This is a genomic window from Leclercia sp. UBA1284 (assembly GCF_002308415.1).
GTDB lineage: Bacteria > Pseudomonadota > Gammaproteobacteria > Enterobacterales > Enterobacteriaceae > Enterobacter > Enterobacter pneumoniae.
The window spans coordinates 547,603-564,143 of the sequence record NZ_DBUS01000007.1 but is presented as its reverse complement, the minus strand read 5'-3'; the positions used below and the strand labels follow the sequence as shown (position 1 = coordinate 564,143).

At 55.2% G+C, this 16,541-nt stretch carries 16 protein-coding genes; 13 read left to right on the top strand and 3 right to left on the bottom strand.

The window, feature by feature from the left end; genetic code table 11:
• Window positions 1–66: 66 nt before the first annotated feature.
• Window positions 67–1,257: a maltose/maltodextrin ABC transporter substrate-binding protein MalE gene (gene malE / locus B3511_RS17430; protein ID WP_040077628.1), complete on the bottom strand. Its 1,191-nt coding sequence runs from the start codon at window positions 1,255–1,257 to the stop codon at window positions 67–69.
• A 369-nt stretch (window positions 1,258–1,626) separates the two neighbouring features.
• On the opposite strand from malE, the gene malK reads away from it, so the two are divergent.
• The 5 genes from malK to ubiA all read left to right on the top strand — a co-directional run bounded on the left by malK (window position 1,627) and on the right by ubiA (window position 6,790).
• Entirely contained in the window at window positions 1,627–2,736 is a 1,110-nt protein-coding gene (gene malK, locus B3511_RS17425; RefSeq protein WP_040077627.1) for a maltose/maltodextrin ABC transporter ATP-binding protein MalK, read from the top strand.
• 92 nt (window positions 2,737–2,828) lie between these two features.
• Window positions 2,829–4,166: a maltoporin gene (locus tag B3511_RS17420; protein WP_154298841.1), complete on the top strand. Its 1,338-nt coding sequence runs from the start codon at window positions 2,829–2,831 to the stop codon at window positions 4,164–4,166.
• A gap of 113 nt (window positions 4,167–4,279) precedes the next feature.
• On the top strand, window positions 4,280–5,230 hold the full coding sequence (gene malM, locus B3511_RS17415) for a maltose operon protein MalM (protein WP_212478550.1): 951 nt from the start codon (window positions 4,280–4,282) through the stop codon (window positions 5,228–5,230).
• 179 nt (window positions 5,231–5,409) lie between these two features.
• The gene (gene ubiC, locus B3511_RS17410) at window positions 5,410–5,907 is read left to right on the top strand and encodes a chorismate lyase (protein WP_040077624.1); all 498 of its coding nucleotides are present in this window, start codon (window positions 5,410–5,412) and stop codon (window positions 5,905–5,907) included.
• A 13-nt stretch (window positions 5,908–5,920) separates the two neighbouring features.
• Complete coding sequence (gene ubiA / locus B3511_RS17405) at window positions 5,921–6,790, top strand: 4-hydroxybenzoate octaprenyltransferase (RefSeq protein WP_040077623.1); 870 nt, start codon at window positions 5,921–5,923, stop codon at window positions 6,788–6,790.
• 54 nt (window positions 6,791–6,844) lie between these two features.
• Here ubiA and plsB read toward each other — a convergent pair whose 3' ends face one another.
• Complete coding sequence (gene plsB, locus B3511_RS17400; RefSeq protein ID WP_046885539.1) at window positions 6,845–9,265, bottom strand: glycerol-3-phosphate 1-O-acyltransferase PlsB; 2,421 nt, start codon at window positions 9,263–9,265, stop codon at window positions 6,845–6,847.
• Between the two features lie 154 nt (window positions 9,266–9,419).
• Between plsB and B3511_RS17395 the strand changes: the two genes are divergently transcribed.
• The 4 genes from B3511_RS17395 to B3511_RS17380 all read left to right on the top strand — a co-directional run bounded on the left by B3511_RS17395 (window position 9,420) and on the right by B3511_RS17380 (window position 12,238).
• The gene (locus B3511_RS17395; protein WP_040077620.1) at window positions 9,420–9,788 is read left to right on the top strand and encodes a diacylglycerol kinase; all 369 of its coding nucleotides are present in this window, start codon (window positions 9,420–9,422) and stop codon (window positions 9,786–9,788) included.
• 109 nt (window positions 9,789–9,897) lie between these two features.
• Entirely contained in the window at window positions 9,898–10,506 is a 609-nt protein-coding gene (gene lexA, locus B3511_RS17390) for a transcriptional repressor LexA (RefSeq protein ID WP_040077619.1), read from the top strand.
• Between the two features lie 60 nt (window positions 10,507–10,566).
• A complete protein-coding gene (gene dinF / locus B3511_RS17385) occupies window positions 10,567–11,886 on the top strand; it encodes an MATE family efflux transporter DinF (RefSeq protein WP_286783932.1) in 1,320 nt (439 codons plus the stop codon).
• 142 nt (window positions 11,887–12,028) lie between these two features.
• Window positions 12,029–12,238, top strand: a complete 210-nt coding sequence (locus tag B3511_RS17380; RefSeq protein ID WP_046885537.1) for a CsbD family protein — start codon at window positions 12,029–12,031, stop codon at window positions 12,236–12,238.
• A 63-nt stretch (window positions 12,239–12,301) separates the two neighbouring features.
• Here B3511_RS17380 and zur read toward each other — a convergent pair whose 3' ends face one another.
• On the bottom strand, window positions 12,302–12,817 hold the full coding sequence (gene zur, locus B3511_RS17375; RefSeq protein ID WP_040077614.1) for a zinc uptake transcriptional repressor Zur: 516 nt from the start codon (window positions 12,815–12,817) through the stop codon (window positions 12,302–12,304).
• Window positions 12,818–12,929: 112 nt separating this feature from the next.
• On the opposite strand from zur, the gene B3511_RS17370 reads away from it, so the two are divergent.
• From B3511_RS17370 to pspG, 4 genes are all read left to right on the top strand, one after another.
• Entirely contained in the window at window positions 12,930–13,418 is a 489-nt protein-coding gene (locus tag B3511_RS17370) for a cupin domain-containing protein (protein ID WP_040077613.1), read from the top strand.
• Between the two features lie 171 nt (window positions 13,419–13,589).
• Window positions 13,590–14,915, top strand: a complete 1,326-nt coding sequence (locus B3511_RS17365) for a conjugal transfer protein TraF (protein WP_286783931.1) — start codon at window positions 13,590–13,592, stop codon at window positions 14,913–14,915.
• Window positions 14,916–14,997: 82 nt separating this feature from the next.
• The gene (gene dusA / locus B3511_RS17360) at window positions 14,998–15,993 is read left to right on the top strand and encodes a tRNA dihydrouridine(20/20a) synthase DusA (RefSeq protein WP_286783930.1); all 996 of its coding nucleotides are present in this window, start codon (window positions 14,998–15,000) and stop codon (window positions 15,991–15,993) included.
• A 138-nt stretch (window positions 15,994–16,131) separates the two neighbouring features.
• The gene (pspG, locus tag B3511_RS17355; protein ID WP_040077608.1) at window positions 16,132–16,374 is read left to right on the top strand and encodes an envelope stress response protein PspG; all 243 of its coding nucleotides are present in this window, start codon (window positions 16,132–16,134) and stop codon (window positions 16,372–16,374) included.
• Window positions 16,375–16,541: the final 167 nt, after the last annotated feature.

Here is a 16,541-nt window from a genome sequence, read left to right as displayed (position 1 = left end):
GGCGAGGGGTACAGATAGCGACAACTCTCACCCTAACCCTCTCCCGGGGGAGAGGGAATTACGGCATTACTTGGTAATACGTCCCTGAGCATCTTTCAGCGCCGCATCGACAGTCTGACGACCGCTTGCCGCGTTGATGACCGCGGTACGGGTGGCGTACCAGAACGCTGCCATTTGCGGGATGTTCGGCATGATTTCGCCTTTCTGGGCGTTATCCATAGTGGCCGCAATACGTGGATCTTTTGCCAGCTTATCCTGGAAGGATTTCAGCGCCACGGCGCCCAGCGGTTTGTCTTTGTTCACCATGTCCAGACCGTCGTCGGTCAACAGGTAGTTCTCCAGGAACTCTTTCGCCAGCTCTTTGTTCGGGCTGGCGGCGTTGATACCGGCACTCAGCACGCCAACGAAGGTTTTAGACGGCTTGCCTTTGAAGGTTGGCAGCACCGCTACGCCGTAGTTGATTTTGCTCTTGTCGATGTTGGACCACGCCCACGGACCGTTGATGGTCATCGCAGTTTCGCCCTTGTTGAAGGCGGCTTCGGCGATGGAGTAATCGGTATCCGCGTTCATGTGTTTGTTCTTGATCAGATCAACCAGGAAGGTCAGACCCGCTTTCGCGCCTGCGTTGTCCACGCCGACGTCTTTGACGTCGTATTTGCCGTTTTCAAACTTGAACGCATAACCGCCATCGGCAGCAATCAGCGGCCAGGTGAAGTACGGCTCTTGCAGGTTGAACATCAGCGCGCTCTTACCTTTGGCCTTCAGCTCTTTATCCAGCGCCGGGATCTCTTCCCAGGTTTTCGGCGGGTTAGGTACGAGGTCTTTGTTGTAAATCAGGGAGAGCGACTCAACCGCCACCGGGTAGGCGATCAGCTTGCCGTTGTAACGCACGGCATCCCAGGTGAACGGGACCAGCTTGTCCTGGAAGGCTTTATCCGGCGAGACTTCCGCCAGCAGGCCAGACTGTGCGTAACCACCGAAACGGTCATGCGCCCAGAAGATGATGTCCGGGCCGTCGCCGGTCGCTGCAACCTGCGGGAATTTCTCTTCCAGCTTATCCGGGTGTTCGACGGTGACTTTGATACCGGTGTCTTTCTCGAATTTTTTGCCCACTTCGGCCAGGCCGTTATAGCCTTTATCGCCGTTAATCCAGATAACCAACTTACCTTCTTCGATCTTGGCCAGAGCCGGGGCGGAAATCATCATTGCTGCCAGGGCGGACAATGCGAAAACGCGTGCGCCAGTCTTGATATTCATATCTGCCATCCTTTTTATGATGTGCTGTGGATACAATGAGGTAGTTCAACGTGGCTCAGTCTCCTTATTTGACATCCTCTTTCCATCCTCCTTGACCCTACGCCCCACCCCCTCAATGTGTGATCTGCGTTGCATAAATTTGAGTTATGCGTACTGGCGCACATAAACAGGCAGTGAATTTTGCCGTCTGCATCACGATTTTCGCCTCCGCCCCCGCTCGCCGGGGGCAGAGCCTGCTCTCTCATCCTCCCGCCTCCTCCCCCATAAAAAAGCCAGGGGGTGGAGGATTCGCGACGCGACGCGTTACCGCATAGTCAGCCCATCTTGAATGTTTCTGTCGATGACGGGTTGTAACAAAGGGAGTAGGGGATGGCGAGCGTACAGCTGCGTAATGTAACGAAAGCCTGGGGCGACGTGGTGGTGTCGAAAGACATCAACCTGGATATCCAGGAAGGTGAATTCGTGGTGTTTGTTGGCCCGTCAGGTTGTGGTAAATCCACGCTGCTGCGCATGATTGCCGGTCTTGAAACCATCACCAGCGGTGATTTGTTCATTGGCGACACCCGTATGAACGATGTGCCGCCCGCTGAGCGCGGCGTGGGCATGGTGTTCCAGTCTTATGCCCTCTATCCCCATCTCTCGGTTGCAGAGAACATGTCTTTCGGCCTTAAGCTGGCCGGCGCGAAGAAAGAGATTATCAACCAGCGTGTGACTCAGGTTGCCGAAGTGCTGCAGCTGGCGCACCTGCTGGAGCGTAAACCGAAGGCGCTCTCGGGCGGCCAGCGTCAGCGCGTCGCGATTGGTCGTACGCTGGTGGCTGAACCGCGCGTCTTCTTACTGGATGAACCCCTGTCGAACCTTGATGCCGCGCTGCGCGTGCAGATGCGTATCGAGATTTCCCGTCTGCACAAACGTCTGGGTCGCACCATGATTTACGTCACCCACGATCAGGTCGAGGCGATGACGCTGGCCGACAAAATTGTGGTGCTGGATGCCGGCCGCGTGGCGCAGGTGGGTAAACCGCTGGAACTCTATCACTATCCGGCAGATCGCTTTGTTGCGGGCTTTATCGGCTCGCCGAAGATGAACTTCCTGCCGGTGAAAGTGACGGCGACCGCCATCGAACAGGTTCAGGTTGAGCTGCCGAACCGCCAGCAGGTGTGGTTACCCGTCGAGAGCACCAACGTGACCGTTGGCGCCAACATGTCTTTGGGCATTCGCCCGGAGCACTTACTGCCTAGCCACATCGCCGATGTGACGCTGGAAGGTGAGGTGCAGGTAGTAGAACAGTTAGGCCACGAAACTCAGATTCATATCCAGATCCCCGCCATCCGTCAGAACCTGGTTTACCGCCAGAATGACGTGGTGTTGGTAAAAGAGGGTGCCACATTCGCTATTGGCTTGCCGCCAGAGCGCTGCCATCTGTTCCGTGAGGATGGCACCGCATGTCGTCGGCTGCATAAAGAGCCCGGCGTTTAAGCATTCCAAAACATACACAAGCTCACGAGGCCGCCACCCGTGGCCTGACGAGTGAAGTGTAAAAAAGAAAAGCAATGATCTCAGGAGATAGAATAATGATTACTCTGCGCAAAGTCCCTCTGGCGGTCGCCATTGCGGCAGGCATCCTGTCTGCCCAGGCCGGCGCTGTCGACTTTAAAGGTTATGCTCGTTCTGGCATTGGCTGGACCGGGAGTGGCGGCGAACAACAGTGTTTCCAGGCAACGGGTGCGGGTTCTAAATATCGTCTTGGTAACGAATGTGAAACCTATGCCGAAATTAAACTGGGCCAGGAAGTGTGGAAAGAGGGCGATAAGAGCTTCTACTTCGACACCAACGTAGCCTACTCCGTTGCACAGCAGAACGACTGGGAAGCCACTGACCCGGCCTTCCGTGAAGCCAACGTGCAGGGTAAAAACCTGATTGAATGGCTGCCAGGCTCCACTATCTGGGCCGGTAAGCGCTTCTATCAGCGTCATGACGTTCACATGATCGACTTCTACTACTGGGATATTTCAGGTCCGGGTGCGGGTCTGGAAAATATCGATGTCGGTTTCGGTAAACTCTCTCTGGCGGCAACACGTTCCTCTGAAGCGGGTGGCTCTTCTGCCTTCGCTAGCAACAACATCTACGACTACACCACCCGTACAGCAAACGATGTTTTCGACGTTCGCTTAGCCCAGATGGAAATCAACCCGGGCGGTACGCTGGAGCTGGGTGTGGATTATGGTCGTGCAAACGAGCGTGATGACTACTATCTGGTTGATGGCGCATCTAAAGATGGCTGGATGTTCACCGCTGAACATACCCAGAGCATGCTGAAAGGCTTTAACAAATTCGTTGTCCAGTACGCAACGGATTCAATGACTTCTCATGGTAAAGGACTGTCGCAGGGCGCAAGTATCGGAACTTCCGATGACATTAACTATGCCATGGATAATAACGGTCACCTGATACGACTCCTTGACCACGGTGCGGTCTCTCTGGGTGACAGCTGGGATCTGATGTATGTCGGTATGTACCAGGACATCAATCTGGACAGCAACAATGGGACTAAATGGTGGACTGTGGGCGTGCGTCCTATGTACAAATGGACCCCAATCATGAGTACCCTGCTTGAAGTTGGCTACGACAACGTTAAGTCTCAGGAAACAGGCGATACCAACAATCAGGTTAAAGTCACTCTCGCACAGCAATGGCAGGCGGGTGATAGCATCTGGTCTCGTCCGGCTATCCGTATCTTCGCCACTTACGCGAAGTGGGACGAAAAATGGGGTTATGCGCCAACAGGTAAAAACACTATCGCAGGCTATGCCCCTGGCATCGCTTATAGCGATACCTCGGCAAGAACCTTTAGCCGCGGTGACAACGACGAGTGGTCCTTCGGTGCCCAGATGGAAATCTGGTGGTAATAACGTCTTAATCTGACGTACAGACCAAACGAGGGGCGAAAGCCCCTCAATTCCTTCGGGACGGCGCGCTATTGCCTGGCTACCGCTGAACCTGTGCTTTTGAGGTGATTACAATGAAAATGAAAAAAAGTCTCGTTGCCCTTTGTCTATCCGCAGGGCTGCTGGCCAGCGTGCCTGCCGTTACCTTTGCTGACGTAAATTTCGTACCACAAAACACCACGGCGGCGCCGTCTGTACCGACCGCAGCATTGCAGCAGCTGGTCTGGACGCCTGTCGATCAGTCAAAACCAAAAACCGCCCAGCTTGCAACGGGCGGCCAGCCGTTGAACGTTCCCGGTATTTCTGGCCCGGTGCTGGCCTTTAGCGTGCCAGCGAATATCGGCGAAATCGCGCTGACCCTCACGAGCGAAGTGAACAAACAAACCAGCGTCTTTGCCCCGAACGTGTTGATCCTGGATCAAAACCTGACGCCAGCGGCGTTCTTCCCGTCTGACTACTTCCCGTACCAGGAGCCGGGCGTGATGAGCGCAGATCGTCTGGAAGGCGTGATGCGTCTGACCCCGGCGCTGGGACAGCAAAAGCTCTACGTGCTGGTCTTCACCACCCCTCAGGATCTTCAGAAAACGACCACGCTGCTCGATCCGGCTAAAGCATATGCCAAAGGGATCGGCAACGCGATTCCGGACATCCCCGATCCTATCGCCCGTCATACCACCGACGGCACCGTGAAGCTGAAAGTGTCGACCAATACCGCCTCCAGCGTACTGGTTGGCCCGCTGTTTGGCTCCTCCTCAAACGGCCCGGTGACCGTAGGGAATACCGCCGCCCCGGCCACAGCCTATGCCGCGCCAGCGCCAGCTCCGGTCGCCGCGCCAGCGCCTGCCCCGGCGAAGAAAGCCGAGCCGGTACTGAACGACACCGAAGCTTACTTCAATAACGCGATTAAGCAGGCGGTAAACAGCGGCGATGTCGACAAAGCGCTGAAACTCCTTGATGAAGCAGAGCGTCTGGGCTCCACATCGGCCCGTTCCACCTTTATCAGCAGTGTAAAAGGCAAGGGGTGACCGTCTCCCCACAATGCTGATTTTGTCAGTAGTTTGGTGCGCCCTGTCGGGCGCACTTTTTTTGCGGATGCAGCCTGTTGCATCCCTGTTGCGATAATGATCGCTAAGTTGCGTTTGCCCCCCCTCTGTTGCCATTTCTGCGATACAATAGCCTTACGTTATGTAACGGAGAGTCTGGCATGTCACATCCTGCGCTAACGCAACTGCGTGCGCTGCGTTACTTTGAAGAAATTCCCCCTCTGGATGCGGCGCAACTCGACTGGTTGTTGCTGGAAGATTCCATGACCAAACGTTTTGAGCAGCAGGGCAAACAGGTCACCGTCACCCTCATTCAGGAAGGGTTTGTCACTGCCGATGCCGTGCAGGACGAACTGCCGCTTTTGCCACAAGAGCCGCGCTACTGGTTGCGAGAAATTTTACTCTGTGCCGACGGAGAACCCTGGCTTGCCGGACGCACCGTGGTGCCCGAGTCGACCCTCACCGGACCAGAGCTGGCTCTGCAGAAGATGGGCAAGACCCCGCTGGGGCGCTATCTGTTTACATCGTCAGAGCTCACCCGGGACTTTATTGAAATTGGTCGCGATGCCGATCTGTGGGGGCGTCGCTCACGCCTGCGCTTAAGTGGTAAACCGTTAATGCTGACGGAGCTTTTTTTACCGGCATCGCCGTTGTACTAAGAGGAAGAGAGATATGGAGTGGAGTCTGACGCAGAACAAGCTGCTGGCTTATCACCGCCTGATGCGCACGGATAAGCCGATTGGGGCGCTGTTGCTGCTGTGGCCAACCCTGTGGGCGCTGTGGGTGGCCACGCCTGGCCTGCCGCCGCTGTGGATCCTGGCGGTGTTTGTAGCCGGCGTCTGGCTGATGCGTGCCGCAGGCTGTGTGGTGAATGATTACGCCGATCGGAAATTCGATGGCCACGTGAAGCGCACCGCTAACCGCCCGCTGCCCAGTGGCGCAGTGACCGAGAAAGAGGCTCGCACGCTGTTTGTGGTGCTGATACTTATCTCCTTCCTGCTGGTGTTAACCCTCAACACCATGACCATCTTGCTTTCGGTGGCAGCGCTGGCGCTGGCGTGGGTCTATCCCTTTATGAAGCGCTACACCCATCTGCCGCAGGTGGTGCTGGGGGCGGCGTTTGGCTGGTCGATTCCGATGGCCTTTGCCGCCGTCAGCGAGACCGTGCCGCTGAGCTGCTGGTTGATGTTTCTTGCCAACATTCTCTGGGCCGTGGCTTACGACACCGAGTACGCGATGGTTGACCGCGATGACGATCTCAAAATCGGTATCAAGTCGACGGCGATTCTGTTTGGCCGCCAGGATAAGTTGATTATCGGCATCCTGCAGGTGGCGGTACTGGCCCTGATGGTGGCGATTGGCTATCTGAACGGGCTGAACGGGGTATTTTATGCCGCCGTGGTGGCCGCGGGTGGGCTGTTTGTTTATCAGCAAAAACTAATTGCGAATCGCGATCGTGACGCCTGTTTTAAGGCCTTCCTGAACAATAACTACGTGGGGCTGGTGCTGTTTTTAGGCCTGGCGGCGAGTTACTGGGCATAATGAAACGGCAGCCAGAAGGCTGCCGTTTTAACATTATCGACCTGCTTTTCAGCGCTATTCGCCCTGGGTGGCGCTCTCAATGGTTAAGCGCACATCCGAGGTAATCAGCTCTGCCAGCATCTGATAAACCTTCATTGTCTCTTCCGGCTCGGCATCACCGCTGTCGCTAATATAGCCTTCGTCACGCAGCGTCAGCACCAGCGAGCTGAACACTGCCTTATCAAAGAACTCTGGCGCGTTAATGCCATGCAGCATCGACAGGCGCTGTGCCAGCGTGCGGCTCTCTTTCTCCAGCGTACCCCGATTAATAGACGGGTTCGCGCTCAGCAGCCAGAACGTAATGGCATAGCGTTGCAGCGTCTCACGCGCGCCTGCGGCCAGCAGTTGCAAGGTCCGGGAGCGGGACGGATTAATCTGCAGTACGTCATCCTTCAACGTAATCAGCCCCTGGCGCACCAGCTCTTCGCTCTGCTGATCCAGTACGCTTGCCAGCTCGTCCTTATCCCAGCGCAAGAACAGCTCGGTTTTAAGCATCGGATAGAGCACTTCAACATGATGCAGCAGCGCCTGACGCGTGATGTGACGATGCTGGGTGATAATGGCCGCCATCAGCGAAGGCAACATCAGCATATGGGCAATGTTGTTGCGATAGTAGGTCATCAGCACCGCCTGCTCGCGCGGCAGAATGATGATATCGCCGATGGTGTCTTTCTCTACCTCGAACTTATTCATCTGCAGTGCGTGGTCGATCAGATCGCTGGCGCTGACCGTTGGCACGGTGGAGTCCGGTGAATAAGGCACATTGCGCATCAGATTGAGGTAACAGTCGAGCTGTTCGGTCAGTTGCTCGCGGGTAAGCGAACGCTGACGCGACGCCAGCAACGCCGTACAGCACAGGTTCATGGCGTTAGCCGCACCTGCGTTGTTAATACGCACCATCAGCTCTGCGGCGATACCGTTCACCGTTGGCGTCAGCCAGGCCGGGCGTACGGCTTCAATCGGATCGATAGACTCACGCCACTCCGGAACATGGTTATTCAGGTAGGTCATCAGCGGCATGGGTTCGCCAAAGTTCACATAGCCCTGGCCGAGATTACGCAGCTTGCTCAGCCCACGCAGCATCTGCGGCAGGCTCTCTTTCTCTTTGGTGGCACCGCGCAGCTCTTTTGCATAGGTTCCCACCTCCATCACATGCTCGTAACCGATGTAAATCGGCACCAGGGTGATAGGACGTGTACCGCCGCGCAGCATCGCCTGAATCGTCATCGACAGGGTTCCGGTCTTCGGATCGAGCAGGCGCCCGGTGCGGGAACGACCGCCCTCAACGAAGTACTCAACGGAATAGCCGCGGCTGAACAGCTCGCCGAGATACTCGCGGAAGACGGTGGAGTAGAGCTTGTTGCCCTTAAAGGTACGGCGAATAAAGAACGCACCCAGGCGACGGAAAATCGGCCCTGCTGGCCAGAAGTTCAGGTTAATACCGGCTGCGATATGCGGCGGTACCAGGCCCTGATGATAGAGCACATACGAGAGCAGCAGGTAGTCCATGTGGCTGCGGTGGCAGGGCACATAGACAATTTCATGACCGTCGTGCGCCAGCTGGCGCACCCGTTCGGCGTTATGAACGTTAATGCCCTGATAGAGGCGGTTCCACGTAAAGCTCAGGATACGATCGGAGAGGCGAATCATCTCGTAAGAGAAGTTCGCGGCGATCTCTTCCATCAGCGCAATGGCGTTCTGCTGCGCTTTTTCGTGGGAGATTTTTTTGCTGCGCGCTTCGTCTTCAACCGCACGGGCAATCGCTTTGGATGCCAGCAGTTTGTTGAAGAGATCCTGACGGGCAGGCAGACGTGGCCCTACGGCAGCCAGACGCTGGCGGGCAAAGTGCATACGCGCCACGCGCGCCAGCTTTTGCGCGATAATCTTATCGGTGCCGTGCTCATCCGCCATCCGGCGCAGAGAGACGGACGGCGAGAAGCGCACAAAGCTGTCGCGACCAAGCCAGGTCACGGCGAAGAACTTCTGCACGCCGTTCAGCATACGCAGCGGCGGGTTCTCTTCCCCTTTTTCGCGTCCCGGGCGACGGCCAAACATGACCGAGACCGGCACCATCTGCACATCCAGATTCGGGTTGCTGCGGTGCAGATCGAGGTAGTCGTGGAACAGTTTGATGGACTCTTCTTTCGGCGTGTAATAGGTGAACACGCGCGGCCCGCCGTGGATAAAGACATAGCGCGGCAGCAGGGTGCCGTCGATCTCCAGCGGCTCCAGCGGGTCAGGTAAATCATGCGCCAGGCACTGCGCGCGCAGCGTCAGCAAGTCGGCCTTAGAGTTATAAGGCAAAACGTACATAATAGGACGCGAGGTATCGAGCCCTAATTCCGGCGCAGGATTTGCCGGGATAGACTTGCTTTTTACCAGGACGCTTAATGGTAAATTAAGTAATTTGTAGTAAATTCTTGGCCAGCCAGACATAAACGATGTAAAGCCTCTGGTTAAAAATGCAATTGCGGCGCAAGGATAACAGAATGCGCACAAAATTTCTGTTGTTACCCGTCATACTTCAGGCGGTATGGCAACGCTCTATAGCTATAGTTACTGACGCTATTTTTCAATAAAGGTTCTTTTGATGGCCAATAATACCACTGGGTTAACCCGTATCATTAAAGCTGCTGGTTATTCATGGAAAGGGATCCGTGCAGCCTGGATCAACGAGGCGGCCTTCCGCCAGGAGAGCGTTGCCGTGATTGCGGCAATCATTATTGCCTGCTGGCTGGATGTCGATCCTATTACCCGCGTGCTGCTGATTGGCTCGGTGATGTTGGTGATGATAGTCGAAATTTTAAACAGTGCGATTGAAGCGGTAGTGGATCGTATCGGGTCTGATTATCACGAACTTTCCGGGCGGGCCAAAGACATGGGCTCGGCGGCGGTATTGTTAAGTATCTTTGTCGCGCTCTTTACCTGGGTCTCACTGCTGTGGGGACATTTTCGATAAGCCTCGACAAAACGAATAAGTCTCTGGTTTTTTGTGCGGTTTATGGTTCCAAAATCGCCTTTGACTGTATATACTCACAGCATAACTGTATATACACCCAGGGGGCGGAATGAAAGCGTTAACGACCAGGCAGCAAGAGGTGTTTGATCTCATTCGGGATCATATCGGCCAGACGGGGATGCCACCCACGCGTGCGGAAATCGCGCAGCGTCTGGGATTCCGTTCTCCGAACGCCGCTGAAGAGCATCTCAAAGCCCTGGCACGTAAGGGCGTTCTGGAGATCGTCTCCGGCGCGTCTCGCGGCATTCGTTTGCTGGTTGAAGAAGAAGAGGGCCTGCCGCTGGTAGGCCGCGTAGCAGCGGGTGAGCCGCTGCTGGCGCAGCAGCACATTGAAGGTCACTATCAGGTTGATCCCGGTATGTTTAAGCCGAGTGCAGACTTTTTACTGCGCGTTAGCGGCATGTCCATGAAGGATATCGGCATTATCGACGGCGATCTGCTGGCAGTGCATAAAACGCAGGATGTGCGTAACGGCCAGGTGGTCGTGGCGCGTATCGACGATGAAGTGACCGTGAAGCGCCTGAAGAAGCAGGGCAACATTGTTCAGCTTCTGCCGGAAAACAGCGAATTCTCCCCCATCGTTGTTGACCTGCGTGAAAACAACTTCTCCATTGAAGGCTTAGCGGTTGGCGTTATCCGCAACGGCGACTGGCTGTAATCTCTTCCTGACAGGCTACGACTGTGTCGTAGCCTGCTCTCTTTCTCTCTGGTTATTCACATGTCTCTGCTGACTACCGCCGATAAGGCGTTATGGCGTCTTGCGCTGCCGATGATCTTCTCCAATATCAGCGTGCCGCTGCTGGGGCTGGTCGATACGGCGGTGATAGGTCATCTGGATTCCCCTGTCTATCTTGGCGGCGTGGCCATCGGCGCGACGGCGACCAGTTTCCTCTTTATGCTGCTGCTCTTCCTGCGCATGAGCACTACCGGTTTAACTGCCCAGGCCTATGGTGCGAAAGATCCGCTGCGTCTGGCACGTGCGCTGGTGCAGCCGCTGCTGATGGCGCTGGGGGCCGGGCTGCTGATTGTGTTACTGCGAACCCCGCTTATCGATCTTGCCCTGCATATTGTGGGGGGGAGCGACGCGGTGCTGCTTCAGGCACGTCGTTTCCTGGAAATACGCTGGCTCAGCGCGCCGGCATCGCTGGCAAACCTGGTATTGCTCGGCTGGTTGCTGGGGGTGCAATATGCCCGCGCCCCGGTGATCCTGCTGGTAGTGGGTAACCTGATTAATATCGTGCTCGACCTGTGGCTGGTAATGGGCCTGAAGATGAACGTGCAGGGTGCCGCGCTGGCCACGGCGGTGGCAGAGTACGCCACGTTATTGATTGGCTTGTGGATGGTCTGGCGGGTACTGGCCCTGCGCGGCATCTCACTGGCGATGTTGAAAGCGAGCTGGCGCGGTAATATCCGCAAACTCATGGCTCTGAACCGCGACATCATGTTGCGCTCGCTGCTGTTACAGCTCTGCTTTGGCGCACTAACCGTATTTGGCGCCCGACTGGGGCCCGAAATCGTCGCCGTCAACGCGGTTCTGATGACCCTGCTGACGTTTACTGCCTACGCGCTGGATGGCTTTGCCTATGCGGTGGAGGCGCACTCCGGCCAGGCGTATGGTGCCCGCGAAAGTGGCCAGCTACGCGAGGTATGGCGCGCCGCCTGTCGTCAGGCCGGGCTGGTGGCGCTGGGGTTTGCTCTCATTTATGCCTTAATGGGCGATAGCATCATCGCCTTACTCACCTCGCTGCCCGAACTTCGCGAACTGGCGAATCATTACCTGGTCTGGCAGATAATATTACCGGTGGTGGGGGTGTGGTGTTACCTGCTGGATGGCATGTTTATTGGCGCCACGCGGGGCGCTGAAATGCGCAACAGTATGGCGATCGCCGCCGCCGGGTTTGGCCTCACGCTACTCACATTGCCCTGGCTGGGAAACCATGGTTTATGGCTGGCGCTGGCCGTGTTTCTGGCTCTGCGTGGCCTGTCGCTGGCGCTTATCTGGCGCCATCACTGGCGTAATAATACCTGGTTTATGTAGCGGTTTCGTTTGGCGTAACGGTAAAAGATTCTGAATAGTGCCTCGTTCGCCGAAGCCTTAACTATAATAATTATCAAGTCCAACAGGAAATGAACGTAACGGACGATACGAAGGCTAATCACCGAACGATGAGGATGCGATTATGAATAAAGACGAAGTCGGCGGTAACTGGAAACAGTTCAAAGGTAAAGCTAAAGAACAGTGGGGTAAGCTGACTGATGATGATATGACTATCATCGAAGGTAAGCGCGACCAGCTGGTAGGTAAAATTCAGGAACGTTATGGTTATCAGAAAGACCAGGCTGAATCGGAAGTGAAAGACTGGGAAACCCGTAACGATTACCGCTGGTAAGCCGGTAATACCCGTAGTACAAGGAAGTACACCCAGGGCGGCCTCAGGCCGCCCACGTTGTTTTTAGCGCGGCTTCTTCTTCAACTGAATGGAGTGATCGTGCTGACATTCACTTTGATGGCTACACGCCTCAACTTCAACGCAATCCACGCACAGGCCGTGCGCTTCAATCACATTGTGCCACAGAGCGAAGCCCATCTTTGCCGCGAGAGTGTGCATAATGTCTTCAATGCCTTCCGCACTCTCTTCCTTCACGCTACCGCAGCGATCGCAGATAAACATGGCTGATGTGTGGGTCGGCTGATCGAACAGATGGCAAAGCACGTAGCTGTTCGTCGACTCCACCTTGTGGACAAATCCCTGTTCCAGTAAAAAATCCAGCGCACGATAGACCGTTGGCGGCTTCGCCTGCGGTTCACTGGCACGCAGCAGATCCAGCAAATCATAGGCGCTGATGGCCCCTTGCTGCAGACTGAGCAGGCGCAACACTTCAAGGCGCTGCGGGGTCAGGCGCACATTGCGTTGTGCACAGAGCTTTTCAGCCTGCGCCAGCAGATCCTGCGTTGTGGTCTTTTCCATTAAGCACCTCGAAAACGTGGAATAACAAGTCATCACTTTACCATGTTCTGGTCAAAACACCGAGATCCGCGCCTTGTGCTATACCTGAGCCAATAAACAGAGGAATAAAACGATGAAAAAACCTGACTGTATACGGCATTGGCGCGACCTTGAGGGTCCCGATGATTCTACCTATCCCGACAGCGACGAGCGCTTTTCTATTGGTGCTCCGCTGGCGCGTGCGCTGGGACTGGGTCGGATAGGTATCCATCATGAGCGCCTGCCGCCAGGACGCCGTACCTCGTATCCGCATGCAGAAAGTGATGAAGAGGAGTTTGTGCACGTGCTGGAGGGGTACCCGCAGGTGTGGATAAATGGCTATCTCTGGGAGCTGGAGCCTGGCGACAGCGTCGGATTCCCCGCCGGGACGGGCATCTGCCACACCTTTATCAATAATACCGACGCGGAGGTTCGCCTGCTGGTCATTGGTGAAGCGAATAAAAAACACAACCGTATCTATTACCCGAAAAATGCCGTCTACGGCGCCACACGTGAAGATCGCTGGGTTGACCATCCACCGCAATTTTTTGGCCCTCACGATGGAAAACCTGGGCGAAAATAATTTCCTCTTCTATAAATATTGAGGGTCGTCACATATTAGAACAGGCCGGACAGGGAATTTAACTTAAGGAAATAGCAGGTCTTTTTGCACTTATTCACAGCAATAGTTTGCCCCTGTATGGGTGATAACAGACAGGGGTTGTTTAATAACAGACTATAAGACGAGAATACTGTGAAAAAACATTTTAAATTTTCGGTGGTTAGCATCGCTGTCTCCTTTTTTGTGGCAAATCAGGCGGGGGCAGCCAATACCTGGACAGAAGCTCGCGGCGACGCGATGGGTGGCACAGGCGTAGCATCGGCACATTATGGCAGCGCGGCGCTAATTAACCCCGCGTTGCTGGCACGCGCACAACAGGAAGATAACGTTACGATTATCCTTCCGACGGTTGGCGCGCAAATTAGCGATAAAGACAATTTGCAGGATGAAATTGATCACATTAACGATCGTGTCGATTATTACGATGATGTGGTTGATAACTTAACTCTGGAGAATATTCTGCTCGATCCGCGCGGAACCGCATTGCAGTTCCAGGGGGCGGCGGGCGAACTGGCGGATGAGCTCGATTACCTGCGCGGCAAAACTGCCCGTGCCAGCGCGGGGGCCGGACTCACCGTTGCTATTCCCACCCAGCAACTCTCCATGGCGTTTGTGGCGAAGGGTTATGCGCGCGGTCGCGTAAGCACCTCCATCGATCAACATGATGTGGATTATTTACGCGGGATTCAAAACAGTAACCTGAATAATCCGTTAAGCCCTGTTTATCTGGAAGCCGGGAAGGCGGCGCTGGGCGGATCTGACGAAATCACCAAAAACCTGAACTCAACCGCATCGGGCAGAGTAGCCATTGTCTCTGATTACGGTATTGCGATTGCTCGTCAGTTTGAGATGGGCGATGTGCCCGTGTCCTTAGGCGTGACGCCAAAGCTGCAAAAAACCTGGCTCTATAACTACACCACCTCTATTTATGACTACGACAGCAACGACTGGAACAGCAGTCGCTACCGTAATGACGACACCGGCTTCAACGTTGACGTGGGTATTGCCGCCGATCTGGGCGAGAACTGGACCCTGGGTCTGAGCGGGCAGAACCTTATCTCACGCGATATTGATACTCGAGATGTCCGCATCACCAATGGCTACACGGGTGAGGTGGTGAACTACAAAGATACCTACCAGATTCGACCGCTGGTTACCGCAGGGCTGGCCTGGCACACCGACCTGGTCACCATCAGCGCGGATGGCGATCTGACCGAAACCAAAGGCTTTAAATCGGAAGACACCTCGCAGTATGTGGGCGTGGGTGCCGAAGTGACGCCGCTGAGCTGGCTGGCGGTACGTGCAGGCTTCCGTGGCGATGTGAAAGGTAACGACAGCAATGTCTTTACTGGCGGTCTGGGCTTTGCGCCCTTTAACACCGTCCATGTCGATCTGACCGGTATTTACGGGGAAGATGAGACCTGGGGTGCCGGTGCGCAGCTCACCATGACCTTCTAAAGTAAACCGGAGGCGCTGCGCCTCCGGCTTCTCTTTGTGCTATAGTTACGCCCCCTTTTTACCAGATGCTTAAAACTTCGCCATGTCGTCAGAACTTCAGTCTGTTTACCCAGCCCACCGTTTCTCCATCGCGCCGATGCTCGACTGGACAGACAGGCACTGCCGTTATTTCCTGCGTTTGCTGTCGCGCAATACGCTGCTCTACACCGAAATGGTGACGACCGGCGCGATCATTCACGGTAAGGGTGACTATCTGGCCTACAGCGAAGAGGAGCATCCGGTTGCCCTGCAGCTGGGCGGTACCGATCCGGTGGCTTTGGCTCACTGTGCCAGGCTTGCGGAAGCGCGCGGCTACGATGAGATCAACCTCAACGTCGGCTGTCCTTCCGACCGTGTGCAGAACGGTATGTTCGGCGCCTGCCTGATGGGCAATGCTCAACTGGTTGCCGACTGCGTGAAAGCGATGCGCGATGTGGTCTCTATTCCGGTAACGGTTAAAACCCGTATCGGCATTGATGACCAGGACAGCTATGAATTCCTGTGTGATTTCATTAATACGGTTTCCGGCCGCGGTGAATGCGAGATGTTTATCATCCACGCCCGCAAAGCCTGGCTCTCTGGCCTGAGTCCAAAAGAGAACCGCGAGATCCCGCCGCTGGACTACCCGCGCGTCTACCAGCTGAAGCGCGATTTTCCGCACCTGACCCTGTCTATTAACGGTGGTATCAAATCGCTGGATGAGGCGAAAGCGCATCTGGAGCACATGGATGGAGTCATGGTGGGCCGTGAGGCCTATCAAAACCCGGGTATTCTGGCCTCCGTTGACCGCGAAATTTTTGCTGTCGACGGCATCGACAACGATCCGGTCTCTGTCGTGCGGGCGATGTACCCCTACATTGAGCGCGAGCTCAGTCAAGGGACCTATCTTGGCCATGTGACTCGCCATATGCTCGGCCTGTTCCAGGGCATCCCGGGGGCGCGCCAGTGGCGCCGTCACCTGAGTGAAAACGCCCATAAAGCCGGAGCGGATATCGAGGTGCTCGAACAGGCGCTCCGCCTGGTGGCGGACAAGCGATAAATTTCGCTAAAAAATCGTCAAATAGACCACGCCCTGTCATTGTGACAGGGCGTTTTTGTATATAAATCAAAGCGCTAAAAACTGGCATGAATCTTGTAATGATGTGCATATCATGGTGACATTAGCTGGGAGAGAGTCATGCTGGAATTGCTGTTTGTTGTGGGATTTTTTGTGATGCTCCTGGTCACAGGGGTATCCCTGTTGGGAATTATTGCCGCGCTGGTGGTGGCAACCGCAGTCATGTTTGTCGGCGGATTGTTCGCCCTGATGTTTAAAGTTCTGCCCTGGTTGTTGCTGGCCGTGGCCGTCGTCTGGGCGATACGGGCGATAAAATCGCCAAAAGTCCCGAAGTATCAGCGCAATAACCGTTTTCGTTACTAAGGTATTGAGGGGTTCGTCACAACCCTGCAACTTTTCCGGCAGCGGGGCTTAGAACGGAATAGGATTTACTTATCAAATCTGTCACTATGACTGCCGTTAAAGAATTCATCGTGCTGTACCCTACATACAGCCGAACTAAAAAAAAGAAAGGGCTTCCTACGGGAAGC